Genomic DNA, 18836 nt, shown 5'->3' on the forward strand with positions numbered 1-18836 from the left:
TGGTCATTAGCCTGTTATTCATTCTACAGCATCCATTGTTCATTTTACAATATCCATCAATCGTTCTCCGGCTTAGGAGCGGTGGCTGGCTTCGGGGCTTTCGGCGGTACGGTTATACGCTTCCATTTGGTGCGCGGTGCTTTCTGAATCCGTGGAGGAGCCGGCCTTCCTTCGACGGTAACCGGGTCAAGCGGGTCGGGGGGCAGGAGATGACCTTCAACGGTAACGGGTTCCAGCGGAGCGGCCGGAGCCAGTACACCTGAGGGTTCTGGCGGCGTAGCTGGTATCGGCACACCGCTGACAGCGCGGGGAGCACGAGGCACGCGGGGAACTCTTGCGGCACGTGGTGCCCGTGAAACAGCATAGCCTGATATACGAACGTTCTCATCTGACATTCGGGGAACTCTTGGGGCTCTTGCTGCACGCGGTGCCCGGAAAACGCCGTAACCTGTTACGTGCACGTCTGCATCTGCCATTGCGTCAAAATGCCGTTCCTGTTGCCGCATCAGCAATTCCTGCTGCCGTTCGAGTTGCTCCATCTGCCGTTCCAGTTTCTGATACGGCTGCCGGATTTCTTCCTGCGTCTGTTTCAGCTTTTCCATATCCTTGCTCAATGCCTCAATCTGAGCTTCGCTTTCCTTTATCTTTGCCTCGCCATCGCGTACCATCTTTTCCATGTCTGCCTCGGAAAGCGGTTGCTTTGTACTGTAGAGCGACTGCCGGCTTTTGTCAATGGCTGCTGCCCGTTGCTCCATCAGTTTCTGCTTTTTCCAGCTGAGCAGCTCTTCCTTACGCTGAACTTCTTCCAGCTTAAAGTTCTCCCGTTCCTGCTGCAACTGAAGTGCTTCCATTTGCCGCTGGAGTGATTCGGTAGCACGCCGGAGACTGTCAGCCTGATCTGCACTTAACCGTTGCCGCTGCATCTGGCGTTCATACTGGAGTTTTCTGTCAATCCGCGCACGTTCTTTATAGGAATATTCATCAGGAAGTGAGTCAATCGAAATGGCGTAATCTGTAACTTTAGCCCATCCAGCCGGCGTTAATACTGAATCCGTGATTTGTATATTCGCCGCTTGTGCAAGCATAAGGGTGTTTGTACCAGACGAAATTCCCGCAAAGCTGTCCCGCTGAAGTGTTCCCTCAGTTGTTCGCTGCCGGCTTTCCATCAGATTTGCCAGCAATTCCTGCTCCTCCGGATTTTGTACACTGGTCAGTTGAATAGTGCCTGTCTCCAGGTCTTTCAGCAGCTTTTGCATCTTCTCCACGCGTTCTGCCGGAAACGTTTCTCCGTTCCAGACAACCGATTCCAGTTTTTTATCATCTGAAAAAACAATCTCGGTTTTGCCGGTTTTCTTTGGGCGGCTTGCGGATTTAGGTTTTACCTCATCGTCAATTTTTTCCTGAACGGCATACACCGAAACACTGAACAGCAGGATGGTTGCCAGGGTCAGACCGGCCAGACTGCGGTTCGAGATAAACGGTTTCACAGGCACACCCAGCATCCGGCGTACCCGGTGCAGCAGCTGTTTCCGGTTGGAGGCGAGGCTCATGGCCAGTGCCGGTGACTGGGCAAACTCTTCGACATCGGCAAGGGCCCGGGCCAGAATACGGGCATCCCCGCATACGTCAATGGCAATATCATCGCAGCAAAGTTCGCGCTCTTCGCGGACGCGGGCCGACAACCACCACAGCGCAGGATGGAAAAAGAAGAGCACCTCAATAACCGACTGGAGGATATTGATGGCAAAGTCGGCACGCTTGATATGAGCAAACTCATGGGCCAGCACAGCTTCCACTTGCCGCAGGCTAAGCCCGCTGACCAGACCGACCGGCAACAGAACCACCGGTTTAATGATACCAATCACCATCGGAACACGGATGGCGGCTGATTCGGTGATGTGAATGGCCCGTGTCAGGCCCAGGTATTCCTGTAAAGCCGCTGCCAGGTCAAGCACCGCCTTGTCTGTAATCCGGTGAGCTGTGCGTTTGAGGTGTTGCAGATACAGCCACCCGCCCGCCAGCCGGATCATGAACACTGCTACGCCGATCAGCCAGCATACGACGATTTCGGGCATATGGCTTTCAACAAACTGCTGTAGAGCTGAATACCAGGGCAGGTGAGTCGCCTGAATCTGTAGGGTAGGCGTGAAGGTATAGGGCAAGGACCGGAGCGTCAGATCTGAGGCGGTCCGGATATTCCGGAGCGGCCAGTAGTAATAGAAAAATGTACCGGCTGATACCACGACCTGTACCAGCAGCGTGGCAACGCCAAGATTGTACCGCAGACGGGCATTTCGTTTCCGGAGCAGGTGAAAACCAATAGCCACGGGAAGTACCAGGGCAAAACCCTGCCAGAGGGCATGGACCAGCATCCAGCCAAGAGCCCAGATTGCCGGGTGGGAAAACTGCTGCATGTTCATTAGTGAAATTTGTTTAAGGTTTAGTCAGGAGAGTTCTGGTTGAGTTGCTGGTTCAGCAGTGCGCGGATTTCGTCCAGCTCCTCACGGCTGGCTTTGTGCTGGCCTAACGCCTGGATAACCAGTTTGGTGGCCGATCCGCGGAAGGCGGTTTCGACAAACCGGCCGAGGAGGCTTTTCTGGGTTTCCTCCTCGCCGATCAGGACGTGGTACACGTGGGACCGGGCATCTTCTGTGCGGCTCAGAATGCCTTTCTCCTGCATAATCTGCATGAGTTTGAGTGTCGTCGTGTAGCCGACATCCCGTGTCTTAATGAGTTCATCATGGACTTGCCGTACCGTACTCGGGCCTTTTGACCAGAGTACCTGCAGGATTTCCAGTTCAGCATCTGTTGGTTTCATAGTGTCTACGAAGAATTTCGTAGTAAAGATGTACGAAAGTCTTCGTAATGTCAATGCTGATGCCTGATTTTTTTTACAGGCTTTATAATCAGGCTGGTTGTTTGTCTTTCAGGAAACGGAGCAGCAGCTTTTCAACGCCGTCAAGGCCGTATACTTCGGTTTGCCGGTAGCGGTTCTTCTGCTTGAAATACGGATTCAGATCGCTGCACTCATAGGCTTCAAGCAATTGAGGGTGTACGTAATGCTTCCGGCATACCGTACGGGTGTTGCCCAGCCGGTGGGAGACTTCGTCAAGGATCGTATTCACATTTTTTTTCGCCTCCTTCTCCGACTGGCAGGGCTCCAGATCAATCAGCAGCCGCAGGGCATTAACCGTACCGGCCCAGGTCCGGAAATCCTTAGCCGAAAATTCGTCGCCCATTGTTTCCTGCAGATACGCATTAACCATACCCGAGTCAATGCTGTGGCGGTTACCGTCGTCGCCGAGATACTGGAACAGTTCTTTACCGGGAATATCACGGCAGGCTTTCACCAGGCGGGCCAGGCGGCGGTCGCGCAGGGTAATGTCGTGGTATATCCCTTTTTTGCCTTTAAAGCTGAATCGCACGGCGCTGCCCTCTATTTTGGCGTGCCGGTCTTTGAGGGTGGTTAAGCCATACGATCCGTATTCCTTTTCATAAGCCGCATTACCGACCCGGATCAATGTATGCTCCATCACGCTCAGTGCAACGGCAATCACTTTTTCGCGGGAGAGCGTACGCACGCGTAAATCTTCCTGAAGGCGTTTACGCAGCAGGGGTAGTTTTTCGCCGAAAGCAATCATGCGGGTAAACTTGGAATCACTGCGCATAGCGTTCCAGCGGACGTGATAGCGGTATTGTTTCCGTCCTTTGGTATCGATGCCGGTAGCCTGCAGGTGGCCGTTCGGAGCGGAGCAAATCCAGACATGCTCCCAGGCGGGCGGGAGGGCCATTTTACGGATACGTTCCAGCGTGGCTTCATCCTCAACGGGCTCCGCTTTCGCATTTACATAAACAAAATGGTCTTTAACCCGCTGGCGGAGGATGCCGGGCATGGTGTCACTGACATAACGGAGTTTAATGGCTTTGGCAGCCAGAACAGGGTCTTGCGTATTAATCGGCGCGTTCATTGGTGAATCGTGTTTGCATACTGCCGGACGGCAGTTACACAGAAACCCGTAAGCGGCCGTGGTTGCCGGAAAATTTATTCAATGTGCTGGGTAGCCTTACCAAAACAGAGCAGCGCACAGACGAGTGCGTAATGGTAAAAATCGACAGGGTTGATCGGCTGAGGAAGTGACGGTGTTTTGGTTGCCAGCCCCATGATCATGACGGCGGCAATAATCCAGACCGCCCGGATATCGCGCTGAAGCAAACCATATACACCCAGTAGCATCACGATCAGAATACCGAGCGAGGCGACAACTTTAGCAAACGGAGCTACCTGCGGCAGGAGGAGTATAAAGAAAAGAAACAGGCCGATAATAAGCGAGACTGCAAAAGCAATGATACCCAGCGATACACGGCGGACAAGGGCCCAGACAGCCATAACGACACAAACTACGCCTAAACTTCCGGCCAGCACCTGCGCCGACTGGTGCAGCCCGATAACGCCGTCGAAGCCGGCAAAGCGGAAAACCCCTACAAGTGCGGTTAGTGAAATCAGTAAAAAGAAGAAGCCCCACAGCAAGCGGTTGAAGATTGGGGTTTGCTGGTGGTAATGCCAAAAAACGCCAATACCTGTGCAAGCCAATACGGCGTCGGAAATGACATTGGAAAGAATCATGCCGAAAGTTACAGTTATCGGCAGCAGAGTCAATAAAAACCGGCTGATAAATTCGAAAAAAAAGACAATTGACGCGGGTATTTTCTATAGAAATTGTCGAATTATGGCCATGTAAATCTGAAATCCTGCAATCTAAGGTTCACTGTTCAGCGATAATTACTACTTTTGCCCCGGCTTTTGCATATAATTCAAAGGCTTCCAAACGCAACGCCAACGATCTACGGACTTTATCATGAGTGTTTTAGTTAACAAAGATTCTAAAGTTATTGTACAGGGCTTTACCGGCTCTGAGGGGAGTTTTCATGCCCAGCAAATGATCGAATATGGCACCAACGTTGTTGGTGGTGTAACGCCTGGTAAAGGCGGTCAGTCTCATCTTGACCGGCCTGTATTCAATACTGTTAAAGATGCCGTTGATACTACAGGAGCTGACGTATCGATCATTTTCGTACCACCTGCTTTTGCGGCTGATGCGATTATGGAGGCTGCTGATGCCGGTATTAAAGTGATTATCTGTATCACCGAAGGTATTCCGACGGCGGATATGGTAACGGCTAAAGCATACCTGCAGGGTAAGGATGTTCGTCTGATCGGACCTAACTGCCCGGGCGTTATGACGTCTGACGAATGTAAGGTAGGTATCATGCCGGGCTTTATTTTCAAGAAAGGTACAGTTGGTATCGTCTCGAAATCAGGCACATTGACATACGAAGCCGTAGATCAGTTATCAAAAGTAGGTCTTGGCCAGACAACGGCTATCGGTATCGGTGGTGACCCGATTATCGGCACAACAACGCGTGAAGCCGTTGAATTGCTGATGAACGATCCGGAAACCGAAGCGATTGTTATGATCGGTGAGATTGGCGGCGGCATGGAAGCTGAAGCTGCCCGCTGGATCAAGGCTGATGGTAACCGGAAGCCGGTTGTCGGCTTTATCGCCGGTCAGACTGCCCCTAAAGGCCGCCGGATGGGACACGCCGGTGCGATCGTTGGCGGTGCCGACGATACGGCTGCTGCCAAAATGAAAATCATGAGTGAGTGCGGCATCTTCGTGGTCGATTCTCCGGCACTTATCGGCGAAACCATGCTGAAAGCCCTGGGTAAATAATCACCATACTATGTATTTTAATCGGGGCCGTAAGGCAATCGAAAGTCAACTCGTTACGATGAAGCCCGCTGACTTTCGCTTGTTTTACCACCCCGATTTCGTTTTCAAAACTATGCTGTTGCGCGTCTGGCTGCTTTTTTGGTGTATAGTAGGAATTGGGCAGGTATCACTGGCACAGACCGGGCGCGGAGCCGGTAATACACGCAACGGTATCGGTCCGGGCGGACGTTATTATCCGGTACACTCAATCTGGGATGACTGGCAGGTCTATGACGAGGCCAACAAAGCCTATATCCCGTTTATCGTCGAGCAGCATAGTGAATTACCTTCGGTGAGTGCATTTATAGATCTGGAAAGTAACCGGAACTATAAACTGCTGGTCTGGAGTGAGGAGGATTGTTATGTATTTCTGGATGCAGCGCTGAAGCAAAAACTGCCGGGGGGAAGCTGGCTGGTGATGAGCATCGACAGCCTGTATAAAGTATACCGGAAACCACAGCTTTTTCTGACGCTTTACGGACCTCCGGGAATTGAAAACAAACAGGCATTTATCGGTTATCCGAAGTCTGCCAGCCAGAAGGCGGTAGTACTGAGCGACGACAACCTGAGCGTATTGCCGAGGCCACATACGGTCTACGACGATTTCTTCGGGCTGGCGCTGATCTTTCTGCTCGGTACACACGCATTTCTGTTTACATTCTTCCGCCGTCCCTTTCTGAGTTTCTTCAGCCTCCACGATTTATTTGCCCTGCGCCTGCGCGACGAGCAGTTTGTGATCAACAAGCAGCTGAACCGGGCAACCATCGCATTTACGCTGAATCTCAGTTTTGTGATCGGGTTTCTGATAATGTTTGTCCAGGATCTGGATATCGACGTGTTTGCGTCGCGTACCCTCATGTTGCAGGGCCGCCAGCTGCCGTCGCTGATCATTGATTTTTTCCTGGTTAGCGGAATTGCCTTTTTATTGATGATGGGAAAATACGTTGCACTGCAGTCAATCGGTAGTTTATATCGTCTGGAGAGTATAACGAATCTACATTATTTTAAAATTCTTCAGGCTTCTTCTATTTTCTTTCCCACAATTGCAATACTGCTTACTGCGTTGGTTTTCAACATACACGATCCGGCATCGATAGGGGCTTATCTGCAAATCCCGTTTATAATCTTCTATGTCGGACGTCTTGTATTGCTATACGTTGTATTTACAAATGCAGCATCAGTAAAAAGTCTCTATTTAATTTCGTACCTTTGCATCGTAGAATTAGTGCCCTTGCTCATTGGGGTGCGCTTTGCACTTTGAGCACTTCCTTTGCGGCATCCGACTCTGAACGTCAAAAGAAGTATTGTCAATGAATGAAATAAGCACGCAGTCATCGGCAAGCCGGCTGACAAAAGTTTCCAAAGTGCTGGTAACCCAGTCACGGCCCGCTGACGAGAAATCACCTTACTTCGACTTAGCTAGTAAATTTAACATCACCATTGATTTCCGGCCGTTTATTCAAATTCAAGGCGTATCGTATAAAGATTTCCGTAGACAAAAGATAAACATCCTCGATCATACGGCTATCATTTTCACCAGCCGGAATGCGATCGACCATTTTTTCCGGATCTGTCAGGAAGGCCGTATCGAAGTACCGGCCGACATGAAATATTTCTGTATTTCTGAGCAGACGGCAAATTATCTACAGAAGTATATTGTCATCCGGAAGCGCAAGATTTTTTCAGGCACAAAAACCGCTGTTGAGCTTTTTGATCTTATTAAAAAGCACAAGACAGAGAAGTTTTTATTCCCGTGCTCGAACATCCGGCATAACGATATTCCTGAGTTTATGGATATCAGCGGTCTGCATCTGACAGAAGCGGTAATGTACGAAACGGTATCGACGGACTTATCCGATGTCGATATCCAGTCGTTCGACATCATTGCCTTTTTCAGCCCGTCAGGTGTTACCTCGCTGTTCAATAACTTTCCGGAGTTCAAACAAAACGACATTCGTATGGCGGCTTTCGGGCCGACAACCGCTAAGGCGATTACAGAAGCCGGCTTAATTCTTGATATTGAGGCTCCGTTGCCAAATGCCCCGTCGATGACCGGTGCACTGGAGTTATATATCAAAAAGGCCAACAATCTGTAGGGATAGTGAGTTAAGGAAGAGGTCGGATTTTAGAGATTCGACCTCTTTTTTTGTGCCAATAATTTCAGAGATTTGGCGTTTAAGAAATAAGTCGAACAAAATTGGCTGTTAACAGCACTCAGGAAATCAGATTACTTGCGTGGATCAGCGGAGGTAACGTATAAAAAGTGGGCTGAATTTCTAAATTGCGTTAATTATTACCCGAACTCAATCCCTTAAAAGTCGAATATGGGGCGCATACTTTACGTTTTTACGTGCTTGCTGCTTGGCGTGTCGTATGGTTCATACGGTCAGAACGATCCGCAGTTCAGCTTATTCATGTTTAACCCGTTGTACTACAATCCGGCTGCTGCCGGTTCTGAGGGTGTCAGTCGGTTTCAGCTGACACACCGTACACAATGGGCTGGTTATCAGTCAACCTATAATGACGGCGGCGCTCCCGGCACACAATTGCTTTCCTTTAATACACCGCTTACCAAAATTAAAAGCGGAGTAGGGGTTTACCTGCTGAATGATAAGCTGGGACCGTTCATTAACCAGGCCGCAGAAGTATCGTATGCCTACCGCCTTAATCTGAAGCAGGGTACGCTGGCCATCGGAGCGCAGGCGGGCCTGTATGCCCGTGGCATAGATTATGCTAAGCTCCGTGCGGCCGATCCTACGGATCCGCTGTTGCCAACCGGCCGTTTTATGGAAACCCGTCCTGATTTTGGGGCCGGCGTATATTACAATACCATTGATTACTGGATCGGTGCGAGCGTTGTGCACCTGAATAATGCGAGTGCTACGCTTGAAAACGGCCGCTCCATCATTCCCCAGAGCAAAACGGCTTATTTATCGGCCGGTTACCGGCTGGGTATCGGTTACGATCTGGATGTACAGCCGTCTATTTTATACCAGTATGTGGTTGATCCGCAGCCTAACATTAAAGCCTCGTCGATTACCGGCAATATTCTGTTGACATACGACACCCGTTACTGGCTTGGTGTATCCTACCGGCAGGGGGATGCCTTCTCGGGTACGATCGGTGTAAACCTGCTGGCTAATAAGTCATTGCGGTTAGGGTATGCCTTCGATTTTACCACAAACTCATATGTAGGCAAAAGCCCGGGGTCACACGAAATTCTGGTAAGCTACAATTTACCAACACCGGACGGCCGTAAAAAGCCGGTTGTACGGACCCCCCGGTTCCGGTATTAACAGAAAGGGAAACAGGAATGCTATTCGTACGTTGAGGATCCAAATACTTCATAGTCAGTATAAAAAGGAACTAAATGAAGGTTTTGGATATAAAAAACGGGATTATCAACAAATTGGCAGAATTATTGTTAGGCTGTTTGCAGTGTGGGTTGTATTTTTGAGGTGATTGGGCTGACTGACAGGGGTTGACAATAGCCGGAATCAGGTCGTTGCACAGAATTATTGCAATAAAAAAGTATAGCATACAATAACCGTACTGATTTTCGTTTTTAGTTCGGTCTTGCACAAGAAGGATTTAACGTACCAATAAAGATGAAGTACAACTGGTTGACAATTCGCGCAACTCGCGGGGTAATGGTCGCGGCAGTGGTTCTGCTGATGCAGAGTTGCGGCTTTATCAAATCCAAGTTTGGGGGTGGCAAAGGTGGTAGTGGCGAAGTAGGGGTTAACAACGGTGAAGTAACCGCTGACAAAGGCCGGAAAGGCTGGAAGCAGACAACGCCTTACGGAATGGTTCTTATCCCATCTGGCTCGTTTATTATGGGTCAGGCTGACGAAGATGTTGCTGCTACTCAAATCAACATGAATCGCCGGGTGACCATCAGCTCATTCTACATGGATGATACGGAGATCACCAACCATGAGTATCGTCAGTATGTCAATGCACTGCTGGCCGATTCTGTATCTGTTCTGGGAGAAGAAGAGATTATGACAAAGTTTTATCCGGATACTACGGTCTGGAAAAACGACTTTACCTATCACAACGGTGACCCGATGCTGGAGTATTACTATACACACCCTGCATTCGACACTTATCCGGTTGTTGGTGTAAGCTGGAAAGCCGCACAGCATTTCTGTAACTGGCGTACTTCGCTTTATAACGACTACCGTACTAAAGAAGGCATGTTCCAGTCACCACGTTTCCGCCTGCCATCAGAGGCTGAATGGGAATGGGCAGCCCGTGGCGGTAAAAACGGAGCTAAATATCCATGGGGTAACCCATACGTGGCAAACGGTAAAGGTTGCTACCTGGCTAACTTTAAGCCGCAGCGTGGTAACTTTGATGCCGATGGGTATCCGTATACGGCACCGGCTAATGCCTACAACGCTAACGAATACGGCCTGTACAACATGGCAGGTAACGTAGCTGAGTGGTGCCGCGATGCCTATGCCGACAACAGCAACGCCATCGTTTGGGATATGAACCCTGACAACCAGAATCCGGATGAGCCCCGCAAAGTGGTTCGCGGCGGATCATGGAAAGATATTGCGTACTATCTGGAAACAGGTACACGCTATTACGAATACGAAGATGCAAAACGTTCTTACATCGGGTTCCGTTGCGTAATGGATAACCTCGAAGGTCGTGCAGCTTCAGCGCGTGGAGGCGGACGCAGCAGCGGACGCTCTAGCGCCAGCAGCAAGAGCAGTAAGAGCAGCGGAGGTGGCAGTGGTCGTGGAGGAAGCAGTCGTAAATAAGCCTTAAGATTTTTCCTTTCATACAATCAATCAATTACCCATTTTAACAGTTTCCCTTTCATCATGGCAGCAGGAAAAACTAACTTTTTCTGGGATCGTCTAGTACCAACCATTTACAGTGCCGGAGCCGCAATCGTAGTATTAGGCGCCATGGCCAAAATTCAGCATATTACATCGCTCAGCTGGCTTCTGACAGCGGGTCTGATTATCGAAGCCGTTATCTTCGGTCTGTATGCTTTCCAAAGTTTCCTGTTCCCTGTTGCTTCATCTGATTACGAGTGGGAGCGCGTTTATCCTGAACTGGCAAAAGACTACAAGGGCGAAGCCCGTAAGGCTGTTGCGCAGGCACCGCAGGCAAATGGTCTGACGGCTAACATGGATCAGATGCTGGCTCAGGCGAAAATCACGCCGGACGTATTCGAAAAGCTTGGTACCGGCTTCCGCACTTTGTCAGACAGCGTATCAAAAATGCGTGACATCAGCGATGCAACGGTAGCTACTAACGACTATGCCCGTAACGTGAAAACGGCGGCTCAGGCAATTTCTGACATGAACAAGTCATATGGCACTGCGATCACGGCAATGAACGCCATGGCTGATGCCACGACTGACGCGAAAGAATACCGCACTCAGTTCCAGAAAGTAACCCAGAGCATGGGCGCGCTGAACGCCGTTTACGAACTGGAATTACAGGATACAAACAAACACCTGAAAGCTATGAATGCTTTCTATGGTAATCTGTCAGCTGCGATGCAGAATATGGCTGATGCCAGCCGGGATACCCAGCAGTTCAAGAATGAGCTGTCTAAACTGACCGGTAACCTGACGTCGCTGAACAACGTTTATGGCAGCATGTTGACTGCTATGCGCGGACAGAAATAAAAGCAAGGTATTAAGTGACAGCGTTTTAGGGCAGGACCTCTCCGGCTTTAAAACGCTGATCGTTAAAACACTAAACTTCACCAAGAAAAGTACCCATAGTATATGGCAGGTGCAAAAGAATCACCCCGTCAGAAGATGATCGGGATGATGTATCTGGTTTTGACCGCGCTGCTGGCCCTTCAGGTCACATCGGCCATTCTGGAAAAATTCATTGTCCTTAACAATAGCCTTGAGCAGTCAACGGGGGCTGTCAATCAGGCAAACGACCAACGGTTAAAAAGTATCCAGGCCGCTGTTGAAAAAGCCGGTAATCGTCCGAACGACGTTGCCGTATTTAAGCAGGCCGGTGATGTCCGCCAGATTACCTCAGCGATCATCGGTGAAATCGACCAGCTGAAACAACGGATCGTTGAAGAAGCAGGCGGTGGCCTTGACGAAACCGGCCACATCAAAAACGCCAGCGAAGAAGAAAAAGTGGCGCAGATCATGGTGGGTGCTAACCGCAACGGTTCGGCATACCAGCTCCAGAAAAACCTGGATGGCTATCTGCAGAACATGGGTAAATATTCGACCACGAAATACCCGTCACTGGCTACTGATGGCAAAGACGATCCGATCGCGAGCCGTTCACCGGAGCAGCGTACAAAGGATTTTGCTGAGCTGAACTTTGCCCAGACACCGGTTCCGGCAGCCCTGGCAGTATTGAGCCAGAAGCAGGCGGAAATCCGTCGGATTGAAGGTGAAACACTGAGCGCCCTTGCCCAGAAAGTTGGTGCCGAAGACGTTAAGTTCGACCAGATTTCGGCGATGCTGAGCATGGAATCGAAAGTGGTTGTTGCCGGTACGAAATTCAAAGGCGAAATGTTCCTGGCGGCTTCGTCATCAGGCATTACACCACGGATGAGCCTGAGCGGCGCACCGGTCCGGATGGATGGCGGTAAAGGTATTATTGAATTTACGGCACAAGGTGGTGCATATGACAAAAATGGTCTGGCTCGCCGCGTGCTGACAGGATCAATCAGCTACAACACGCCGGCTGGTATGAAAACGGTGCCGCTTCAGGCAGAATATTTCGTAGCCAAACCTTCGTATCAAATCGAAACCGGTACGTTGCCTCCGCTGTATCTGGGTTGTGCCAACAAACTGAGTGTACAAAGCCCGCAGCTGGGTGCACTCTGGAACCCAAGCTTTACAGCTGACGGTGCTGCCGTTATCGAGTCAGGCCAGAAAGGTAAGATTACGATTGTGCCAAGTGCGGCAAACGTAATGCTGAACATCAACAACGCCGGTAACCGGTTAGGCTCGGAGCCTTTCCGCGTAAACCGCGTGCCTAAGCCAACGATTGAATACTATGTCGGTAATCAGAAAGCAGATAACCCGCGTGGTTTACCGGCTTCCAGTGCCCGTAACGTACGTGTTGCTGCTATTGCTGATGAGAGCTTTAAGAACTACTCGCCGGATGATGCCAATTATCGGGTGACGGGTCTGACTGTTTCACTGGCGCGTGGTACCCGTCGTGTGAAAGCCGTGGAAATTAGCGGCCCTCAAGGCTCTCTGGGTGAGATCGGCGCAGAAGCGCAGCCGGGTGACCGTCTGATTATTGAAGTAAATGGCGTACAGCGCAGAAATTTCCGTGGTGAAATCAGCGAGGTATCCATGGGCCGTCCAATGCAGTCAGTGGGCTTATATTAAGCCTGAAATATAGTTGAGCGGGTATGAAAAATACTCGCTCAATATCCTAAAAATCAAATACTATTACCCCGTACTCCACGTTAGTAATAGTGAAAATGAAAGTCAGACAATATCAAGGATTGAAACGTATGTTGCGAATCAACACGATAGCGGTAGCTGCCGGAACGGTAGTATCCGCCTTACTGGTGACAGGAGGTAGTGCGGTGGCGCAGGAGAAGGCCAGTAATGGTACAAACCCGCTTTCAGTACGGGCAATCAACGAGAACGACATCATGATGAAGAAAACCCTTTGGCGTCGGATCGACCTGAAGGAGAAGCAGAATCAGTCGATGTTCTCGAAGAATAACGAAATTTCAAAGTACCTGATCGAGGCTGTTAAAGCCGGTTTACTGGTACCTTACGAAAACGACTCGGTGAAAACGAAGATGGCGCCGGAGAAATTCCAGCAGCGTCTTGTGCAGCCGAATGCCACAGGTGGTCTGTCTGCCGAGGAAATCGCAGCCGGTTTTAAGGAAGACGGCGCCGCCGGAGCTAACGACGGTTGGGATAAGCCAAAGAAAGAAGATCCTAAAAAGGCAGCTGACGATGGCTGGGGAACGCCGAAGAAAGAGGCCAAACCGGCTGATGACGGCTGGGGAACACCGGCTCCTAAGAAAAAAGCAACGGCGAAAAATGCCAAAGGCAAAAAAGGTGCTAAGGCGGTTCAGCCGGTAGAACCACCAAAGCCGGCTGTTGATTCAGCAGCGCTGGCTGCTGCCGCGCCGAAGCCGATGTCATCGGATAACGAGTATCTGGCCCGCGAATTCAGTATTCTGGAAGTGAAGGAAGACTGGATTTTTGACCGTAAACGTTCACGGTTGTTCTACGACGTTCAGACTGTAACGCTATTTCTGCCTGCTGATAAAAACCAGGCTGGTCTGGAAGTACCGGTTGCTACCTTCAAGTATAAGGATCTGGACCAACTGTTCCGCAGCGACCCTAAGAAGTTTATCTGGTATAACCCACAGAACCAGGCACAGCATAAAAATCTGGCCGATGCCTTTGATCTCCGGTTATTCTATGGTCGTATTACAAAAGTATCAAACCCGCAGGATAACGACCTGATCGGTATGTTCGGTGACCGTGACGGTCTGATGAAATCATACCAGACAGAGTACGAACTGATGGAAGTTGAGCACGGTCTCTGGGAATATTAATCCCTTTTCCTGCTCATAAAAAAAGCCGGAAGCCAGCTATCAGCTGCTTCCGGCTTTTGCATTGTGGGGAATACTCACCAGTTTAAGTCCTTCAAAAGATCGATTCCTAAAACAGTCTTCGCAATCGGGGCCAGTTTTTCAGCCGAACCTTCAAAATGAAACGTCCGGTGATGGTGGGTTAGCTTCTCGCCTTTTTTCAGCGCTTTAACCGACGAATTAGACTCCAGTTCATAAAACGGCCCCAGTTGACTGCCATCGGCAAGCGGGCCGTCATTGTAGGCGTTCAGCGCATCGCCGCCATACGGGTCTTTATGGTGCTCCCATGTTGATTTCAGGTAATCGCCGGTCGGAGAGAGGTCGTACTGAACGATGGTTAAGACGCCTTTTCCGGCATCATAGCTACCCGCGAACGGCCGTGCCGACAGGCCTGCCAGCCCGATTTTGCTCCGGTGTTTCCCGTCTGCCCGCATAAGTACAGCCTGTTCAAGCACCTTCAGCCGGTCAGCCGGGACCTTACCGAAATAGGTATCAGTCAGCAGAAGGTTTGCGGAGTAGGTTCTGGTAAAAGGAGCAATGATCGTAGTTTGCGGAGACGGCGTAAACATACCCAGAATCCAGATGCCCAGCACACCTTTGTCGCGTTGCCAGTCAGAGCCGGTGTTTTCGAGCGTATTGGCGGTTTCATAACCAACAACCTTAACGCCGGTCAGGTCGGTATCCGGAAACAACCCGGCAAGAGCTGTTTTCGAAAAAACGGAAACCTTCCGCTCAATACGGATAGCAAACGACACACCTGCATGATTTGTCAGCGAAGCTGCTTTACTGAAAACCGCTTCTGAGCCGGTTGACCGCTCAAGTGTATAGGCAGTTGTATCAATGATAGCGGGCGTCTGCCATTCATCAAACGTAAACGGGGCAGCCGGCTTGAAATACACCGAAAACTGACCACCTTCCGGCGAGAGCCAGATGCGGTCTTCGCCGCCGAAGGCATTCATATGGGGCTGGTGTTCGCCGGACTCAATAAGTTTGTAGTTGATCCAGCCAAAGCTGTTGCCGCCGGATCCGTTGGCCGTACTGGTCATTACGCGGCCCTGATAATCGCCGATCACTGCGACCTGTGCGGAGTCATTATCGGGAGATGTCAGCACTAATACATCCTTATGTTGCTTCAGGAACGCGATATCATGGCCGAACGCGCCTTGAGGTACTTGCATAGTCTGCGTTGTTTTCTGGTCGGTTTTTGTTCCGCCACAAGCAATGAGTAGCAGGCCGGTAAGCGTGCAGAGAGTTAATTGGGGGAACGTTTTCATCAGCCTGATCAGCGTTTAGCTAGTTTCTGGTAACGGAGCAGACCTTCGAGGTAGTAATAGTCGGCGTAAACCAGCGGAGTATTAATTTCTGACTTAAGCGGTTTAGCGCCTACGCTGTGTTTCAGGATAAAGTTGTTGTTTTCGCCGGGCTTCGCCAGATAGGCATCTCCCGACAGGCTTTGCAGCATTTTTTCAGCGGCAGAAAAGTATACTTTTCCTTTTTTACCGGTGTAGGTGCTTAGTTCCAATAATGCTGACGCCGTAATGGCTCCAGCTGAGGCATCGCGCTCTTCATTCGGAATGTTCGGGGCATTGAAATCCCAGTACGGAATTTTGTCGGCCGGAAGGTTAGGGTGATTCAGGATATAATCCGCGATTTTTTCCGCCTGTGCGAGGTATTTTTTATCCTTCGTTTCGCGGTACATATCGGTATAGCCATACAAGGCCCATGCCTGACCGCGTGACCATGCCGATTCATTGGAGTAGCCCTGATGAGTCACCTTGGCTTCAACCTCGCCGTTTGGACCATAACAAACGACATGGTAGCTGCTGTTATCGGGGCGGAAATGGTTTTTGAGCGTATTATCGGCATGCGTAACACTCAGGTTATAGAAGGTCTTGTCGCCGGATTCGCGGGCCGCCCAGAACAGGAACTCCAGGTTCATCATGTTATCGACAATCACCGGATACGTATATTTACCCAGCTTTTCCCATGATTTAATCACTCCGACCTGCGGATTAAACCGCGTTGCCAGCGATTTGGCACCCGTCAGCATGATTTCCTTATACTGCGGGTTCTTAGTAAGCCGGTAGCCATTTCCGAACGGACAGTAGAGCATAAAACCCAGGTCATGGGTCCGGGTATTAAACTTTTCTTTTTCAACGGCCATTGTCCAGGTATGGGCCGCCTCTTTCCATTTCGGGTCGTTTGTGTATTCGTAAAGATACCAGAGCGAGCCGCCGAAAAAACCACTGCACCACCAGTCTGATTTCATATCACGCGGTGAGCCGTCCGGATTGGTCGATTGTGGAAAACGGGTAAGGTCCGTATGGGTTTGCAGCATACGGGTGTAATGCTCCTGAGCAATGTCAAATTGCTTTTTAACGTCAATCTTTGGTTGTGTAAATGCCAAAAGCGGGGCAATCAGTAGCGCAGTAAGCGCAGCAAATCGTTTCATGAACAAGGGGTGTTATCTGACAGATGATACATTCCCCTGTAAAAGTCCGCTACCGGCTGGTTTTACCGCTATCGCTTATTGTTCCATGTTGGCAAAGTATGCTTTAATCTTAGTTGCCCGGTCAACGCCAACGACTTCAGCAACTTCCTCAACGGATGCTTCCCGTATTTTCGTGACTCCCTTGAAGAATTTGAGCAGTTTGGCGGCAGTCTTTTTACCAACTCCTTCAATATTTTCAAGTTCGCTGATCAGGCTGTTGCGGCTCCGTTTGTCGCGGTGATACGTAATGGCGAAGCGGTGGGCCTCATCACGAATACGCTGGATGAGCTTCAGCGACTCAGACTTTTTATCAATATAGAGCGGCAGGCTGTCTTCGGGAAAATAAATTTCTTCAAGCCGCTTGGCAATGCCTATGATCGGGACCTTGCCGTAAAGGTCCAGGCCTTTCAGGGCTTCGCAGGCAGCGCTGAGCTGGCCTTTACCACCATCAATAACAATCAGATCCGGAAGGCCGGTCTGTTCGTCGAGCACGCGGGTATAGCGGCGGGTAACGACCTCATGCATGCTGGCAAAGTCGTTCGGGCCAACCACGGTCTTGATGGAAAAATGGCGGTATTCGCGGTTTGCCGGTTTACCGTCGATAAAACATACCATCGCCGAAACGGGGTTCGTGCCCTGAATATTCGAGTTATCAAAGCATTCAATCCGGTGCGGGAGGGTTTTCAGCTGAAGATCCTGCTTCAACCGGATCAGGACGCGGTCTTTCTTGCTGGCATTCGCCGATGCTTCAGCGTTGGCTTTTTCCTGCCGCTCGCGCCGGAAATACAGCACATTTTTGAGCGACATGTCGAGCAGTTTCTTTTTGTCGCCGATCTGCGGCACCGTAATTTCAGCCTTCAGGTCAGCCTCCAGCGGAATATTGGTAATGATCTCTTTGGCTTCAGCTCCGTATTGATTCCTGAATTCGATTATAATCATCGTCAGCAGGTCGGCGTCACTTTCGTCCAGTTTTTTCTTTACCTCAACGGTGTGGGTCTGGATGATGGTGCCGTTAGCTACTTTCATAAAGTTGATGTAGGCGCACGACTCATCCGACGCAATCGTAAACACATCAGCGTTTTCAATCTTCGGATTCACAACCGTTGATTTACTCTGAAAACGCTGCAGGATATCAAGCCGGTCCTTGTATTGCTGCGCCTGCTCAAAGGCAAGATCCTGCGCCGCTTCCAGCATTTTCGACTTAAAATAGTCCTGGGCAGGTTTCAGGTTGCCTTTCAGAATATGATGTATCTGTTCGATGTCCTTATCATACTCCTCGCGCGACTGTCTGCCTTCGCAGGGGCCTTTACAATTGCCGATGTGGTATTCAAGACAGACCTTAAACTTGTTTTCTTCAATGTTTTCTTTCGACAGGTGGTAATTACAGGTGCGTATCGTAAACAGCTGGCTGAACATTTCCAGTACTGTATACATCGGCTTCAGATTGGCGAAAGGACCATAGAACGTACCCAGTTTCCGGTCAATACGACGGGTCGTCTGCACACGCGGAAACGGTTCGTTTGTCACGCAGATAAACGGATACGTTTTGTCATCGCGCAGCAGGATATTGTATTTCGGCTGATAACGCTTGATCAGCTGATTTTCTAGCAGTAACGCATCAAACTCGGTATGAACGATCGTGAACTCAATCTTCCGGATCTGACTGACCAGCCGCGTTGTTTTCCGGTCATGCTGGTTCGATTTAACAAAATAGCTGCTGACACGGTTCTTCAAATCTTTTGCTTTCCCGACGTAGATTACTTCGCCGGTCAGATCAAAATAGCGGTAAACACCCGGTTCATGCGGGATTCTGGCTAGTTCGGCTTTATAATCAAAGGGCGGCATAGGCATATGCGTTTAATGGATAATGTAAAATGGACAATGAAAAACGGATACCGGATAATTGAAGAGACCAGATACTGGCTGTAGCTGACGCCGCATTATTCATTGTCCATTATTCATTCATTTACAACCCCGGCAGGGATCGTTGTTT

General features: G+C 50.0%; 15 protein-coding genes. 8 read left to right on the forward strand and 7 right to left on the reverse strand.

What is annotated here, in order from left to right; translation table 11 throughout:
- Positions 1 to 56: 56 nt before the first annotated feature.
- The 4 genes from AC23NW_RS08530 to AC23NW_RS08545 form a co-directional block, all read right to left on the reverse strand.
- On the reverse strand, positions 57 to 2414 hold the full coding sequence (locus AC23NW_RS08530; RefSeq protein ID WP_487448860.1) for a M56 family metallopeptidase: 2358 nt from the start codon (positions 2412 to 2414) through the stop codon (positions 57 to 59).
- 26 nt (positions 2415 to 2440) lie between these two features.
- Positions 2441 to 2818 (reverse strand): BlaI/MecI/CopY family transcriptional regulator, encoded by a 378-nt coding sequence (locus AC23NW_RS08535; protein ID WP_293835616.1) that lies wholly within the window; start codon positions 2816 to 2818, stop codon positions 2441 to 2443.
- 88 nt (positions 2819 to 2906) lie between these two features.
- Entirely contained in the window at positions 2907 to 3968 is a 1062-nt protein-coding gene (locus AC23NW_RS08540; protein WP_487448863.1) for a DNA topoisomerase IB, read from the reverse strand.
- 74 nt (positions 3969 to 4042) lie between these two features.
- The gene (locus AC23NW_RS08545) at positions 4043 to 4624 is read right to left on the reverse strand and encodes a DUF6962 family protein (RefSeq protein WP_487448865.1); all 582 of its coding nucleotides are present in this window, start codon (positions 4622 to 4624) and stop codon (positions 4043 to 4045) included.
- 232 nt (positions 4625 to 4856) lie between these two features.
- Between AC23NW_RS08545 and sucD the strand changes: the two genes are divergently transcribed.
- From sucD to AC23NW_RS08585, 8 genes are all read left to right on the forward strand, one after another.
- Complete coding sequence (gene sucD / locus AC23NW_RS08550; protein ID WP_293835609.1) at positions 4857 to 5732, forward strand: succinate--CoA ligase subunit alpha; 876 nt, start codon at positions 4857 to 4859, stop codon at positions 5730 to 5732.
- 10 nt (positions 5733 to 5742) lie between these two features.
- Positions 5743 to 7032, forward strand: a complete 1290-nt coding sequence (locus AC23NW_RS08555) for a DUF4271 domain-containing protein (protein WP_487448867.1) — start codon at positions 5743 to 5745, stop codon at positions 7030 to 7032.
- A gap of 49 nt (positions 7033 to 7081) precedes the next feature.
- Positions 7082 to 7867, forward strand: coding sequence for a uroporphyrinogen-III synthase (locus tag AC23NW_RS08560; RefSeq protein WP_293835603.1), 786 nt, complete (start codon positions 7082 to 7084; stop codon positions 7865 to 7867).
- Positions 7868 to 8095: 228 nt separating this feature from the next.
- A complete protein-coding gene (locus AC23NW_RS08565; RefSeq protein WP_487448870.1) occupies positions 8096 to 9067 on the forward strand; it encodes a PorP/SprF family type IX secretion system membrane protein in 972 nt (323 codons plus the stop codon).
- A gap of 312 nt (positions 9068 to 9379) precedes the next feature.
- Entirely contained in the window at positions 9380 to 10546 is a 1167-nt protein-coding gene (gene porK / locus AC23NW_RS08570; protein ID WP_293835598.1) for a T9SS ring complex lipoprotein PorK/GldK, read from the forward strand.
- Positions 10547 to 10609: 63 nt separating this feature from the next.
- Entirely contained in the window at positions 10610 to 11428 is an 819-nt protein-coding gene (gene porL / locus AC23NW_RS08575) for a type IX secretion system motor protein PorL/GldL (protein WP_293835596.1), read from the forward strand.
- Between the two features lie 102 nt (positions 11429 to 11530).
- On the forward strand, positions 11531 to 13120 hold the full coding sequence (gene porM, locus AC23NW_RS08580; RefSeq protein WP_487448871.1) for a type IX secretion system motor protein PorM/GldM: 1590 nt from the start codon (positions 11531 to 11533) through the stop codon (positions 13118 to 13120).
- 128 nt (positions 13121 to 13248) lie between these two features.
- Complete coding sequence (locus tag AC23NW_RS08585; RefSeq protein WP_487448872.1) at positions 13249 to 14316, forward strand: type IX secretion system ring subunit PorN/GldN; 1068 nt, start codon at positions 13249 to 13251, stop codon at positions 14314 to 14316.
- Between the two features lie 74 nt (positions 14317 to 14390).
- Here the strand turns inward: AC23NW_RS08585 and AC23NW_RS08590 are convergent, their stop codons facing one another.
- From AC23NW_RS08590 to uvrC, 3 genes are all read right to left on the reverse strand, one after another.
- A complete protein-coding gene (locus AC23NW_RS08590) occupies positions 14391 to 15530 on the reverse strand; it encodes a DUF6786 family protein (protein ID WP_487448874.1) in 1140 nt (379 codons plus the stop codon).
- Positions 15531 to 15634: 104 nt separating this feature from the next.
- On the reverse strand, positions 15635 to 16804 hold the full coding sequence (locus tag AC23NW_RS08595) for a glycoside hydrolase family 88 protein (protein ID WP_293835587.1): 1170 nt from the start codon (positions 16802 to 16804) through the stop codon (positions 15635 to 15637).
- A 75-nt stretch (positions 16805 to 16879) separates the two neighbouring features.
- Positions 16880 to 18688, reverse strand: a complete 1809-nt coding sequence (uvrC, locus tag AC23NW_RS08600; protein ID WP_293835585.1) for an excinuclease ABC subunit UvrC — start codon at positions 18686 to 18688, stop codon at positions 16880 to 16882.
- Between the last annotated feature and the right edge of the window lie 148 nt (positions 18689 to 18836).

This window comes from Arsenicibacter sp. R0_47 (genome assembly GCF_057652235.1).